Genomic DNA, 14210 nt, shown 5'->3' with positions numbered 1-14210 from the left:
AAACCGCATGACGTCAATCGCCAAAGCCGTCCTCGCACTGGAGCGACAACGCTGAAGAAGCTCAGTGAGGACGTTGCGGTTCTTGGCTTTGGTGAACTTTGTGGAGGCGTCGATGAACAGCACGCCGTCCTGCCGCTCCGGGGTCTTGGTGCCGAGGGCACGGAATACGAGGATGCAGGTCGGAATCGTCGTGCTGTAAAAGAGGTTCGCGGGTAGCCCGATCACGGTTTCCAGGAGGTCGGTGTCCAGGACGCGCTGGCGGATGGCTGCCTCCTGGCCGCCTCGAAAGAGGACGCCATGCGGTAGAACGACGCCGGCGCGGCCCTTCTTCGGATCCATGCTGGCGATCATGTGCTGTACGAATGCCCAGTCCGCCGACGACTGCGGAGCGACCCCTCCGATGGTGCGCGGGTCGTTGGTCCAGGGCTTCCACTTCAGGCTGTAGGGCGGATTGGCGACGATCATGTCGAATTGCTTGACGGACCCGTCCGGCTTCTTGAAGCGCGGGTCCCTCAGGGTGTCGCCGACCTCGACCTTGAACTCGGTCAGGTTGTGCATGAAGAGGTTCATGCGGGCTACACCAGCAGTGTCCGTTACCGCCTCCTGGCCGTTGAGGCCGAGTGTGTATCCCCGACCGCCGTGGGCCTTCAGAAGGTTCGCGGCGGCGATGAGCATGCCGCCTGACCCGCAGGTCGGGTCGTACACCGACTCGTGGTTCTTAGGGTCCAGCAGTTCGATGATCAACTCGACGACCTCGCGCGGCGTGAAGAACTGGCCAGCGCGGGTGCCGGACCCGTCGGAGAACCGCTTCAGCAGGTACTCGTACGCTCCACCGAGCACATCGTGGGACATATTGCCCTCGTGCATCTTGGGGACGCGGTTCATCGTTCGCATGACCGACGCCAGAACCTCCCCCGACAGCACCGCTTCGGAGGTCCAAGTCATGGACCCGAAAATGCGGGAGAACTTGTCAGGGTTGGCCGACTCGATGGCCTGGAGGGAAGCGCGAACCCGCTGGCCGAGGCCGTGCTGGGAGACGGTGGCGAGGATGGATGACCAAGAGGCGCGGCTCTCGGCGACGGTACCGGGGAAGATGAAGGGGATCTTGAACGTCTGGTAGTTGCTGTACTCGACCTCGTCGGCTTCCTCGGCTGAGAGGTCGAGGTCCTCGTTCTCCTTGAGGAAGGTCTGGTGGGTGTGCTCCCAGGTATCCGACAGATACTTCCAGAACATCAGAGGGAAGACGACCGAGGAGTACTGCGCTTCGGGCATCGCCACGCGCAGCTCGTCGGCGGCGTCCCACAACCGGTTCTCGATCTCCTGCTGGGTCACTGCCATCAGTTGGGGGTGTCCTTGCTCGTCAAAGGGCGGCGACCCAAAGGCCGTGGTGTTCCTGCTGGTCGCTTCCGGGACGTTGGGCGTGTTTGCTTGGGTAAAAACGCGCGGTGCGTTGTGTCCCTTGAGTGAGCGACGCACCAAAGATATCCCTCCCCCGGACCTTGAAATACGGAAAACAGTCCGAGCAGACGACGCGTGCCACGCCCCGTCCGAAACCACAGGTAGTGCCACCCGACACCCTGCTCAGGTGGCTTCCTAGAGCTGGTCCTTCCAGTTTCGAATCGCCTGGTCGAGCCTTGAGCGCAGTCGCTCGGCCGCCGTAGTGCCAGGAAGCAACTGCGGGTACGCCTCGCTGTCCTTCTTAGCGATCAAGGCGCCAAGCGTGGTGGAACTCTCTGAGGGGAAGACCAGCGAGCACCTCTTCCCGCCCAGTTCCTGGGCCAGCCCCAAGAACCCGCGGCCGATCCCGAGTCCGGGTGAAGTGCCGTAGTGCTTTGCCTCGATCGCGGCGATGAGCCCCCTGCTTCGAGGATGGACCATGGCCCGGCGGCTCCGCTCGGCCTCCTTGTGATCCAGGATGGCGACATCGCACTCGTGTGCCACCTTCGACGTGGTGGCAGCTACGAATACGCCCAAGTGAATCTCCAGCCTCTTCTGCGTGCCCGCGAAGTCCACTACGACGTGGGTGAAGTCACCCGACCACAAGTTCCCGGGAGACCTGCGGAAACGCAGGGCAGTGGCTGGTTCCCTGCCGTCCTGAGTCAGTAGCGAAGTCCCACCTGCTGCTCGTGCGGCCTCAAGGCATACGACAAGCAGGGATGCCTCGTACAGGTCGGACTCGTCGGCGTCGCTGCGGTATACAGGTTGCAGAGCACCGATCGCCTGCTCGATGGCCAGCACCAGATCGTCCCTGTTCACTGGATGGCCCCCACATGCATTCCGGGTTCCTCGGACAGCAGCTCGCGGACGGTCGTCAGGGCGACCCGGGCACGCTCCGTCTCCGCCTTGAGGTCCAGGCGGGAGAGTGGCTCCAGCTCCGGATCGCCGAACTCGATCGTCAGCTCCATTTCTCGCTTCAAAGCGATGTCTAGTGCTGCTTTGCGTGACGCGTACATGGTCTCGGCAAGCGTGAGGAGGGCTGAACGCATGAGTTCCATGCGCTCGTCGTCGGTGTAAGGGAGTACGGCGATGTCGGCCTTGCCAAGGGGCGGGAGCTCGGCCTCCGCCAGTCGGCTGGCGCGCGCTTCGTACTCTCCCTCCTGCCTGAGCCGCTGCTCCGAAGCCACTCGACCCTGTCGGACCTCCTGCTTCAGCTGGTCGGCGAGATCCGGCAACTCCTCTGCGAGTCGCCTCATGATGCGCGCGAAATGATCACTGCTGTCGACAGGCACGCTGCCCTCCCTCGTCTCCGGTTCAGGACTGTAGCTACTCGGTCTGACAGCTGCGTCGGTGATCGACGTTTGGCGATAACAAGCAGAACCACGAAGGAGCCGCGCCGGGATCGCCTTGCAGTAGGTGCTGGCGGCCGATTGCAAGCGGTGGCGGGAAGCCGATCGGCGACAAGATGCCTCTACACGATGCCTCCGTGCAGGAGGGAGAGGGTGAGACCGGCTTGCAGGGAGGGGGTAGACCGGACCTTGCAGCATCGGCGAGGAGGGTCGGCTCGTCAGTGACGCCCAGTACATCCGCGATCTCGCCAGTCCGCCGGCAGCTTCTTCTCCTCTTGGACTCTGGCGCAGTTTGACGTCACGCCGGAGGAACTGAGACCAGAACTGAGACCAAGCACGTTGAAGGGCCCCACCGTGAACGGTGGGGCCCTTCAACATCGTGCCCGGTGAGGCACTGGCGGAGGATACGAGATTCGAACTCGTGAGGGGTTGCCCCCAACACGCTTTCCAAGCGTGCGCCCTAGGCCACTAGGCGAATCCTCCGCTGGAAACATTACATGACGTCGGAGGGTGGTCGTGACCACGTTCGGAGCAGGTCCGGAGGGGGGACGGGAGGGGGGACGGGAGGGGGTGGGGGATCGGGTAGGCTGGGCTGTAGCCCCTCACGCGGCGCTATCTGACTGAACTCCCCCAGGGCCGGAAGGCAGCAAGGGTAGGTCGGCTCTGGCGGGTGCGTGAGGGGTCTTCTGCATTCCCGGCGGCAGCCCCTCGCGAAGATCCTCACGCGATCCCCCGTGCGCCCCGCGCGAGCCCCCAGCTATGCCCCCGCATGAGCCCCCGTTCACGCCCCTGCGTGAGCCCCCCGGGCCGCGTCCCCGTTCACGTCCCTGCGTGAGCCCCGGCTGCGTCCCTGTTTCACGTCCCTGCGCGAGCCCCCCGTCCGCATCCCCGTTCAGGTCCCCGCGTGAGCCCCGTCCGCATCCCCGTTCACGTTCCCGCGTGAGCCCCGCCCGCACCCCCCTTCACGCCCCCCACGGAACCCCCCTTCACGCCCCCGCGCGAACCCCCATCCGCGCCCCGCGCAAACCCCCATTCCCGCCCCCACCTCCACCCCCCTCCAAATCCCCCCGAAACCCCCTCCGATGAGCCGCCAAAAACACCCGCTCATCCACATAGACCGCCAAAAAGAACACCAGCGCCACACTCAGCCCGATCACCGACGGATGCGCCCCCGTGGTCGGCGCCAGGACCGCCGTCATCGCCAGCCACAGGAACACGTTCGGGGTGTTCTGGGTGATGAAGAGGTCGCGGCCGAGGCCGGTTCCATGGGCGCGCAGGCGCAGGACCAGCGCGGTCAGGAGGCGCAGGGCGGCTAGGGCCAGCGCCGTCACCGCCATCGTCAGGGCCAGGCGGACGGCGAGCGCCCCCGTCACCCCCGCCGCCGGCGTCAGCGCGAACGTCGCCAGCCCCGCCAGCGGAATCAGCGCCAAGCCCCCGAGCCAGTTCCAGTTCGTGCTGAGCGCCCCCGCGCGGATCGGATCGCGGCGGCGCAGGGTCTGGGCGGCCACCCCGGGCAGCACCAGCGCCGCGAGCAGGACGGCCGCGTAGGCGAGCAGCGCCGGTTCGAGCGCGGTGAGCACGGGCGCGCGCCCGCCGGCCGCCGACAGTGCCGCGAGAGCCGCGAGCAGCAGCGCCGGCAGGGCCAGGGACGCGGCCACGGTGTGCCGGATCGCGAAGAAGTAGTCGCCGCCCCACAGGAGGGAGAGGGTGGGCGCGATCAGGGCGGGGGGCAGGAGGAGGAACAGGGCGGCCAGTTCGGTGGGCAGGGAGTGGGTCGTCCACAGGAGGAGCAGGCCGAGGGCCAGGCGCGGGAGCAGCAGGGGCCAGGTTGTACGGAGGTCCGCGTGCGGGCGGCGCAGGGTGTGCGGGTTGACGCGGAGCATCGCGAAGAACGAGCCGACCGCGAGCAGGGACGTCAGCGCGGCCGTGAACGCCCAGGCGGGTACGCGCACCCCCACCGCCAGCTGCCCGGCCACCCCCGCGACGGCCGCCGCCGCGATCAGCAAGGGGAGCCGGATCTCGACGATCTCCCCGAGATCGTTCAACAATCCGGTGGCGGCGGGGGCGGAAACCGCCCTCCTTAGGTCACGTTCGTCGAGCGGCCGCGCGTTGGGGATCTTGAAATCCCGGTACGCCCCCGGCTCGGCACCCGCGACGACCAGCGCGAACATCTCGACGACGTACTTATGGGCGACGACCAAAACCGTGCGCCCCGCGCGGGAGGCCGGCAACAGGACGTCCTCGTAGTACGCCGCCACGCGCGCGTACATCTCGCCCCAGCTCTCCCCGCCGGGCGGCTGCCCGGTCGGCGAGTGGAAGGCCTCGGTGTAGCCGCCGAAGCCGATGGACTTCTTCACGAGGCTCTTGTTGCGCCCGCTGTAGACCCCGAAGTCGCGTTCGGTGAGGGCCTCCGAGACGGTGACACGGTCCGGCGGCCCGGGGAGGCGGTCGGTGATCGCGCGGGCGGTGTCCTGGGCGCGGCGGAGGGTGGAGACGTGGACCTCGTCGATGCGTACGCCGCCGGCCGCGAGCGCGGCGACCCGTTCGGCGGCCTGTTCGGCCTGGCGGTGGCCCAGGGGGGTGAGGGGGGCGTCCAGGCGGCCGGCGAACCGGTTCTGCTCGTTGGCCTGGGATTCGCCGTGGCGGATGAAGTAGAGGGGCATGGGGCGCCTCGCGGGGGGTGTGGGGGGTGCGCGCGGCTTGGGGGCGCGCGTGGTGCGAAGTGGGCGGCGCTGCCGACGTGCTTTAGCTTTCAATATCTATGGGGCGCCCTCAATCCCTTGTGACGGGTATCTCACCCGCTCCCCTCCGGCCCCTCCCGCTCCCCTCCGCCCGGCTTCGGTGGCCCGCGTTGTCAGTGGGCGCCTATAACCTCGTACGCGTGTCGTCTCTCGCGCTGTACCGCCGTTATCGCCCGGAGTCGTTCGCCGAGGTCATCGGGCAGGAGCATGTGACAGACCCGTTGCAGCAGGCGCTGCGCAACAACCGGGTCAATCACGCGTACCTGTTCAGCGGCCCGCGCGGCTGCGGGAAGACGACGAGCGCGCGCATCCTGGCGCGGTGCCTGAACTGCGAGCAGGGGCCGACGCCGACGCCGTGCGGGGAGTGCGAGTCGTGCAAGGACCTCGCGCGCAACGGGCCGGGCTCCATCGACGTCATCGAGATCGACGCGGCGTCCCACGGTGGTGTGGACGACGCCCGTGACCTGCGCGAGAAGGCCTTCTTCGGCCCCGCCCGCAGCCGCTACAAGATCTACATCATCGACGAGGCCCACATGGTCACGCCGGCCGGGTTCAACGCGCTGCTGAAGGTCGTCGAGGAGCCCCCGGAGCACCTCAAGTTCATCTTCGCCACGACCGAGCCCGAGAAGGTCATCGGGACGATCCGCTCGCGGACCCACCACTACCCCTTCCGCCTCGTCCCGCCCGGCACCCTGCGCGGCTACCTCGGCGAGGTCTGCGGCAAGGAGGACATCCCCGTCGAGGACGGCGTCCTCCCCCTCGTCGTCCGCGCGGGCGCCGGTTCCGTCCGTGACTCCATGTCCGTCATGGACCAGCTCCTCGCCGGCGCGACCGCCGAGGGCGTGACCTACGCCATGGCCACCTCCCTCCTCGGCTACACCGACGGCTCCCTCCTCGACTCGGTCGTCGAGTCCTTCGCCACCGGCGACGGCGCCGCCGCCTTCGAGGTCGTCGACCACGTCATCGAGGGCGGCAACGACCCCCGCCGCTTCGTCGCCGACCTCCTCGAACGCCTCCGCGACCTCGTCATCCTCGCGGCCGTCCCCGACGCGGCCGAGAAGGGGCTCATCGACGCCCCCGCCGACGTCGTCGAACGCATGCAGGCCCAGGCCGGCGTCTTCGGCGCGGCCGAACTGAGCCGGGCGGCCGACCTCGTCAACGAGGGGCTGACCGAGATGCGCGGCGCGACCTCCCCGCGTCTCCAACTAGAGCTGATCTGCGCGCGCGTGCTGCTGCCTGCGGCTTATGGGGACGAGCGGTCGGTCATGGCTCGCCTTGACCGCATCGAGCGGAACGGGGTGCCGGCGGCGGCTCATGTGACGCAGGGGCCGGCTGGGTTGTCCGTGGGGTACGTGCCTTCGCCTGATGTGCATGGGGTGGGGGCTGGGGTGGACGCCGAGATGGGGATTCCCGCCGGGGGCGGAGCGGCCGCGGCGAGGGCCGCGGTGCGTGGGGGAGCTGCGGGGGCTGGGGCCGGGGGTTCTGCGGGTGGTTCGGTACCTCCGTCGGCTCAGGGGGCACAGGCGCCGGGGGCCGGTCAGGCAGCGGGCGTTCAGCAGGCGGCTGGCCAGGCGTACGCCGCTCAGGCACAGGGCGCTCAGCAGGCCGCCGGTCAGCCGTATGCCGGTCAGCAGCCGGGCTCCCCGCAGGCTGCCGGTCAGGCTTACGCCGGTCAGGCGCCGGGCTCCGCGCAGGCCGCCGGTCAGCCCTACGCCGGTCAGCAGCCGGGCGTCCAGCAGCCCGGCGCTCAGCCCTACGCCGGTCAGGCGCCGAGTGCCCAGCCGCCCGCCGCTCAGCCGTACGCCGGTCAGGCGCAGGGCGCTCAGCAGCCCGCTGGCCAGCCGTACGAGGGTCAGCAGCCGGGCTCCGCGCAGGCTGCCGGCCAGCCGTACGGGGGTCAGCAGCCGGGCTCCCCGCAGGCCGCCGCTCAGCCCTACGCCGCTCAGCAGCCCCCCGCCCAGCAGCCGCCGCAGAGCTACGCGCCCCCGACGGCCCCCCCTCCCGCAGCACCCCCCTCCGCTCCGCCCGCCCCCGAACCCGCCGCCGCCCCAGGCTCCTGGCCCACCGCCGCCCCCGCCGGTGGCGGACGTCGTCCCGGTGGCTGGCCGACGGCGGTGTCCCCCGGCAGTGGGCCCCGCCCGCCCGCGCCGCCTACGGCACCGGCGCCCGCGAGCCCCTCGCCCCAGGCCGCGCCGCAAGCCCCCGCGGGCGGCGGTTACGCCCCCCCGGCCGGCGGCCTCGACCCCCGTACGCTCTGGCCGAACATCCTGGAGGCGGTGAAGACCCGCCGCCGTTTCGCCTGGATCCTCCTCAGCCAGAACGCCCAGGTCACCGGCTTCGACGGGACCACCCTCCAGCTCGGCTTCGTCAACGGCGGTGCCCGCGACAAGTTCACGAGCAGCGGCAGCGAAGAGGCGCTGCGGCAGGCGCTGGCGGAGCAGTTCAGCGTGCACTGGAAGATCGACGCGGTGGTCGACCCGTCGGGCGGCGGCGGTATGGGCGCCCCCGGTTCCCCGGGGCCCGGAGGCTTCTCCGGGGGCGGCGGAAACTTCGCCCCGCCGCCCCCCTACAACGCCCCGCCCCAGCAGAGCTACCAGCCCCCGCAGCAGCAGCCACCCACGCAACAGCCGACCCCGCCCCCGGCCCCCCAGCAGCCCCCGCCGCCCGCGTACGACATGGTGGCCCCCGAAGACGACGTCCCCGAGGACGACGACCCAGACCTCAACGAGTCGGCCCTGTCCGGCCACGAGTTGATCGTCCGGGAACTGGGGGCGACGGTGGTGGAGGAGATCGCGAACGAGTGAGGGGAGGGGAGGGGAGAGGCGGGGCGGCGGACGAACGGACGGGCCGCTCCCGTACGCAGGGTCGCTCACGTCTCCCGGATCGCTCCGGTCTCCCGAGTCGCCCCCGTACCCCGGATCGCTCCGGTCACCCGGGCCGCTCTCGTATTCCGGGCCGCTCCGGTCACCCGGGCCGCTCCTGTACTCCGGATCGCTCCGGTCTCCTGGGCCGCTCTCGTATTCCGGGCCGCTCCGGTCACCCGGGCCGCTCCTGTACTCCGGATCGCTCCGGTCCCCCGGGCCGCTCCCGTATCCCGAGTCGCTCCCATACCCCGGTTCGCTCCCATACCCCGGATCGCTCACATCGCCCGAAAGCTGCCGCTCCTTTTAACCGCCGCTCCTTTAAGGGCAGCTCCCTCTCAGGCTGGACAGGCTCCCTCTCAGGTCAACGGCAGCTCCCTCTGAGGACGCCCCCTCCCTCTGAGGACGGCCCCTCGCTCTGAGGACGCCCCTCCCTCTCAGGCCGCCCCCTCCCATCCCCGGCCCACATCACTCAGCCCGTCCGGCGATTGAGGACAAGGCCCGTTCAGGGCCGGAGCGGGGTCTGGGGGCGCAGCCCCCAGGGGGACGGTGACTGAATTGGCGGCCACTTTGGAGGAACGTACAGCCCGACGGACCCCACCGGCCCAGCGGTTACGCTAACCCCCGTGAACGTCCTCGTCATCGGCTCCGGCGCCCGCGAACACGCCCTGTGCCGCTCCCTGTCCCTCGACCCCGCCGTCACGGCACTGCACTGCGCCCCCGGCAACGCAGGCATCGCCGAGGTGGCCGAGCTGCACCAGGTCGACGCCCTGGACGGCCCGGCCGTAGCGGCGCTCGCCGAGAAGCTGGGCGCCGGCCTCGTCGTCGTAGGCCCCGAGGCCCCCTTGGTCGCCGGGGTCGCCGACGCCGTACGCGAAGCCGGTATCCCAGTGTTCGGCCCCTCCAAGGAGGCCGCGCAGCTGGAGGGTTCGAAGGCGTTCGCGAAGGACGTGATGGCGGGGGCCGGGGTGCCGACCGCGCGGTCGTACGTGTGCACGACCCCGGAGGAGGCCGCCGAGGCGCTGGACGCGTTCGGGGCGCCGTACGTCGTGAAGGACGACGGGCTCGCGGCCGGCAAGGGCGTCGTCGTCACCGGCGATCTCGCCGCCGCGCAGGCGCACGCCGCCGCCTGCGAGCGGGTCGTCATCGAGGAGTACCTCGACGGCCCCGAGGTCTCCCTCTTCGCGATCACCGACGGCCGCACGGTCGTCCCCCTCCAGCCCGCCCAGGACTTCAAGCGCGCGCTGGACGGCGACGAGGGCCCCAACACCGGCGGCATGGGCGCGTACTCGCCGCTGCCGTGGGCCGACCCGAAGCTGGTCGAGGAGGTCCTGGAGACCGTTCTCCAGCCGACCGTCGACGAACTGCGCCGCCGCGGCACCCCCTTCTCCGGTCTCCTGTACGCCGGTCTCGCGATCACTTCTCGCGGCGTCCGGGTCATCGAGTTCAACGCCCGGTTCGGCGACCCGGAGACCCAGGTCGTCCTGGCCCGCCTGCGAACCCCTCTCTCCGGCATCCTCCTGGCCGCCGCCACCGGCACCCTCGCCGACCTCGAACCCCTGCGCTGGAGCGAGGACGCGGCGGTGACGGTCGTGATCGCCTCCCACAACTACCCGGACACCCCGCGCACGGGCGACCCGATCACGGGCCTGGCGGACGTCACCGCCGAGGACGCCCCGCACGCGTACGTCCTGCACGCGGGCACCCGCCTCGACGGCGACGACATCGTCAGCGCCGGCGGCCGGGTCCTGTCGGTCACCGCGACCGGCGCGGACCTGACGAAGGCCCGCGAGCGCGCGTACCGGGCCCTCGGCCGCATCACCCTCGACGGCTCCCAGCACCGCACGGACATCGCGGCGAAGGCGGCGGCGGAGGCGGGCGCCTGAACGGCGGGGTCTGAGCGGCGGGGGCGAGCCGCACCTTCGTACGCCCACGGGCCGCACCTCGTACGCCCCCAAGCCGCACCGCGCACGCCCCCGAGCCGACCCCCGGTGAACTTTTGAGGCCCCGCATCCGTCTTCGGATACGGGGCCTCACCCTTGCCCTACCGCAGGTGATCCGGTCAGCACCTCTCCCCAAAGCCATTCCATCGAGTGAGCGCTGTGCCATCCGGCTGACGCGGCTGCCCGCCCCAACTAGGGTGCGGCGCATGTGTTCGGGCGCTCCCCGGAGATCCGGCACTTGGCTCACCGGCATTGCGATGTCAGTGGCGGGTGCCACAGTGGGGGAGTGAGCAAAGGCAGGCGGACGCGAGCGAGGCAGGGAGGGGGTGCGTTGCGGTCATGAGCGATGCGGCCGGTGTGGAGGCGGGCGCTCAGGCGGCGCGTGCGCGGGCGCTCGCGGTGCTGAGGCTGCGCGGTCGCGCGCTGGCCGTGGCACTGCTGCCGGCCGCGGCGGCGGTGATCCTGTGGGCCGGCGGCGCGACGCGTCATCTCGTGGGCCATGGCTGGGACGTCGCCCGGTGGGTGGTCTCCGCCGTCGCCCTCGTGGTCCTGCTGGCGGCCGGCGCGATCGCCCTCCTGGTGGCGAGGTCCCGTCCGGCGACGAGCCCGACGGTCCCGGTCCCCGAGGCGTCGGCCCCCGATCTCTACCGCCTGGTGCGGGACTTGGCGGACCGGCTCGACGTCCCCGCCCCCTCCGCGATAGCCCTGACGCCGGACTGCGACAGCTGGCTGGAGGACCGTACGCACCGCTCGCACCGCCAGCAGGGTGCGCCGCCGCCGGCCAAGCGGGACGAGCTGTCCGACGGCGCCCCGCACCGCCGTACGCCCACCGCCCCCCTCCTCGTCATCGGCTCCCCCTTCCTGTGGTGGATGCGCGTCGGTGAACTGCGCGCGGTGCTCGCGCCGGTCGTCGCCGGTACGGGCCCCTCCGCCCACCCCGACATAGCCGCGGCCCGCCGTTTCGTGCGCGGTCTCGACGCGGCGCTCGCCGTCACCGCCGACCGGGGCCGCTGCCCCGCGACCCGGCTGCTCTGCGCCGGCATGGGCCAGGTCGTACGGATCCTGCTGCGCGGCTGCCGGGTGCACGCGGCGGAGATGGAGCGCGGGGTCGCCGCGGCCGCCGCCGAGCGGGCCCAGGCCGTGGACTACGGGCTGCGGATCGTCGCCCAGGAACAGGTCGGCCTCGCGTACGCCGGCTGGGACCGCCTGCTGACCCGGGTCGCGCTGCCCGCCTGGCGGATGGGCCGCTGGCCCTCCCGGCTGGACGCGGGTGTCGTCGCCGCCCTGACCGAGCTGTCCCGCCGCGACCGCCTCGCCGAAGGCTTCGCCTCCCGCCTCGGCGAACGCCCGGCCTGCGACCTCCTGGAGGAGCCCGGCGCCATCGACGAGGCCGCCTCCCTCCTCGCCGCCCGCCTCTTCCACGGCGGCCCGGCGGAGCCCGGCCCCGACTGGTCCCCGGTGAGCTGGCAGGACTACCCGGAGGAGGTGGTCGACCGCAAGTGGCGCACCGACGCGGCCCGCCTCCACCGCACACTCGACGCGCTGGGCGTCCGCCGGACCCCGGCGGCTTCGGGGGTCGACCCGCACGGGCCGACGCTGGCGAGGGTGCTGGAGCATCTGACCGAGGAGCGGGGGGAGTTGAGGGGGCGGCGGGAGCTGGAGGAGCTGAACGAGGCCGGGGAGCCGGAGGAAACCGTCACGGACCTGTACGCCGACCAGGACACCCCCGCCCTCTCCCCCCGCACCGCCGCCCTAGCCGCCCGCCTCACCGCCGAGGTGGCCCGCGAAGAAGCCGCCGCACCCCCCGGCACCGAACCCGTCGCCCCCCTCTGGGACAACGCCGCCCTCCCCCTCTTCCCCCTCCAACCCCCGCGCACAGGAAGGGAGTTGCTCGCCGATCACGTCACGGCGATGGTCTGCTGCGCGGCGATGGACACTGCGGGCGCGCTCCCGGGGCTGGACTGGCTGGACGGCCCGGTCCTCCTGGTCGCCGGTGAACGCGCCGCCGACCTGGCCCCCCGGGTGCTGAGCCTGGTGGAGGACGGCGACCCGGACCCCCTGCGGGTGTGGCTGGTCGAGCTGGGCATACGCCCGGAGAAGCCGGTCCGGCTGGTCTGAGCCGGACCGCCCCGGGAGCCGCGCCCATACCGTCGTACCGAACCGTCGTATCGGAACGGCACCCTCCACTTCCAGTCAATTCGCAACGAATAGTGACCAGTCGTGGGCGTTATGTGATGTGCTGGGACCGATCGGGCCCATGGCAAGCGCGCCCGACATAGGCCCGCGACAGAAGTACCCGCGCGACACGGGGGCAGGCAGGGAGGGAACCCATGGGCACCGCAGCGGACTCGGAGCACATCCGCCGATGGGAGTCGGGCGCCATGGCGCACGCCGTGACGGACCCCTTCGGCCTCGGCCCCCTCCCCTGGCTGCGGGGCGGCGAGAGCTACTTCGACGACACGGGCAAGGTCGTCCCCTGGTACGTCGACCCCGCCCCGAGGGTCCCCGCGCCCCGCGACCAGAAGCGCCCCCGCACCCCGGCGCCCGGCGGCCCCCGCTCGGCGGACGACGTGCACCGCCAGATCAAGGGCTTCACCACCTCCGGCGCGGTCGCCCCCGGCGAGGCCCTGGACTTCCGGATCACCGTCGACCCGCCCCAGGAGTTCACGGTCGACATCTACCGCATCGGCCACTACAACGGCGAGGGCGCCGCGAAGATCACCACGAGCCCCCGCCTCTCGGGCATCGTCCAGCCCCCGCCGCTCACGGCCGACCGCACGGTCAGCTGCCACCACTGGTGGCTCAGCTGGCGCCTGCAAGTCCCGTCGTTCTGGAACGTCGGCGCGTACGTCGCGGTCCTCACCACCACCGACGGCTACCGCTCCCACATCCCCTTCACCGTCCGCGACCAGCGCCGCGCCGACCTCCTGCTGCTGCTGCCGGACGTGACCTGGCAGGCGTACAACCTCTACCCGGAGGACGGCCGCACCGGCGCGAGCCTCTACCACGCGTGGGACGACGAGGGCCGCCTCCTCGGCGAACCCGACGCCGCGACGACCGTCTCCTTCGACCGCCCCTACGCCGGCGCCGGCCTCCCGCTGCACGTGGGCCACGCCTACGACGTGATCCGCTGGGCCGAGCGCTACGGCTACGACCTCGCCTACGCCGACGCCCGCGATCTGCACTGCGGACTGGTCGACCCCACCCGCTACCGGGGCCTGGTCTTCCCCGGCCACGACGAGTACTGGTCGGCCAATATGCGGCGCACGGTCGAGCAAGCCCGCGACCACGGCACGTCGTTGGTGTTCCTCTCCGCCAACACCATGTACTGGCAAGTGGAGTTGGGCCCCTCCCCGTCCGGTGTCCCGGCCCGGCTGCTGACCTGCCGAAAACGCAAGGGCCCCGGAAAGTCCCTGCTCTGGCGGGAGATCGACCGCCCCGAGCAGCAGCTGGTCGGCATCCAGTACGCGGGCCGCGTCCCCGAGCCGAGCCCCCTCATCGTCCGCAACGCCCACCACTGGCTGTGGGAGGCGACCGGGGCGCACGAGGCGGACGAGATCGAGGACCTGGTGGCCGGCGAGGCCGACCGCTACTTCCCCCGCACCCCCCTCCCCGAGCACGACGGCCGCGTCCTGCTCGCCCACTCCCCCTACACCGACGGCGCCGACGTCCGCCGCCACCAGGAGACGTCCCTCTACCGCGCCCCCTCCGGCGCCCTCGTCTTCGCCTCCGGCACCTTCGCCTGGTCCCCCGCCCTGGACCGCCCCGGCCACGTCGACGCCCGCGTCCAGAGAGCCACCGCGAACCTCCTGGACCGCATCTGCAAACACGACTGAGGACCCTCCTGACCGGTCACCCGACCCCATACGGGAGAATCGA

At 71.3% G+C, this 14210-nt stretch carries 8 protein-coding genes, 1 tRNA gene and 1 other RNA gene; 5 read left to right on the top strand and 5 right to left on the bottom strand.

Annotated features, from left to right (window positions below; all coding sequences use genetic code 11):
* The 4 genes from ACYUD3_RS35850 to ACYUD3_RS35835 all read right to left on the bottom strand — a co-directional run.
* Positions 1-1338, bottom strand: a 1338-nt coding sequence (locus ACYUD3_RS35850; protein ID WP_470979742.1) for a type I restriction-modification system subunit M, incomplete at its 3' end; no start/stop codon positions are given.
* Positions 1339-1593: 255 nt separating this feature from the next.
* A complete protein-coding gene (locus ACYUD3_RS35845) occupies positions 1594-2238 on the bottom strand; it encodes a hypothetical protein (RefSeq protein WP_470979739.1) in 645 nt (214 codons plus the stop codon).
* Positions 2239-2252: 14 nt separating this feature from the next.
* Positions 2253-2729 carry a hypothetical protein gene (locus ACYUD3_RS35840; protein WP_470979736.1) on the bottom strand — a complete coding sequence of 159 codons (477 nt, stop codon included), beginning with the start codon at positions 2727-2729 and terminating at the stop codon, positions 2253-2255.
* Between the two features lie 452 nt (positions 2730-3181).
* Positions 3182-3269, bottom strand: a tRNA-Ser gene (locus ACYUD3_RS35835).
* Between the two features lie 110 nt (positions 3270-3379).
* On the opposite strand from ACYUD3_RS35835, the gene ffs reads away from it, so the two are divergent.
* Positions 3380-3476, top strand: an RNA gene (gene ffs / locus ACYUD3_RS35830) — signal recognition particle sRNA small type.
* 296 nt (positions 3477-3772) lie between these two features.
* Here ffs and ACYUD3_RS35825 read toward each other — a convergent pair.
* Positions 3773-5449, bottom strand: coding sequence for a histidine phosphatase family protein (locus ACYUD3_RS35825; RefSeq protein ID WP_470979733.1), 1677 nt, complete (start codon positions 5447-5449; stop codon positions 3773-3775).
* 218 nt (positions 5450-5667) lie between these two features.
* Here ACYUD3_RS35825 and ACYUD3_RS35820 point away from each other — a divergent pair, with 218 nt between their 5' ends.
* The 4 genes from ACYUD3_RS35820 (at position 5668) to ACYUD3_RS35805 (ending at position 14167) form a co-directional block, all read left to right on the top strand.
* Positions 5668-8331 (top strand): DNA polymerase III subunit gamma and tau, encoded by a 2664-nt coding sequence (locus ACYUD3_RS35820; RefSeq protein ID WP_470979730.1) that lies wholly within the window; start codon positions 5668-5670, stop codon positions 8329-8331.
* A gap of 683 nt (positions 8332-9014) precedes the next feature.
* Positions 9015-10274 carry a phosphoribosylamine--glycine ligase gene (gene purD / locus ACYUD3_RS35815; RefSeq protein ID WP_470979727.1) on the top strand — a complete coding sequence of 420 codons (1260 nt, stop codon included), beginning with the start codon at positions 9015-9017 and terminating at the stop codon, positions 10272-10274.
* A gap of 396 nt (positions 10275-10670) precedes the next feature.
* The gene (locus tag ACYUD3_RS35810) at positions 10671-12449 is read left to right on the top strand and encodes a hypothetical protein (protein ID WP_470979724.1); all 1779 of its coding nucleotides are present in this window, start codon (positions 10671-10673) and stop codon (positions 12447-12449) included.
* A 212-nt stretch (positions 12450-12661) separates the two neighbouring features.
* A complete protein-coding gene (locus ACYUD3_RS35805; protein WP_470979721.1) occupies positions 12662-14167 on the top strand; it encodes a N,N-dimethylformamidase beta subunit family domain-containing protein in 1506 nt (501 codons plus the stop codon).
* The last annotated feature ends 43 nt before the right edge of the window (positions 14168-14210 follow it).

It is taken from the genome of Streptomyces sp. AMJ-169 (assembly GCF_055597585.1).
Note: the sequence above shows the minus strand (reverse complement) of the source record. Positions and strands in the feature narration are given on the sequence as shown.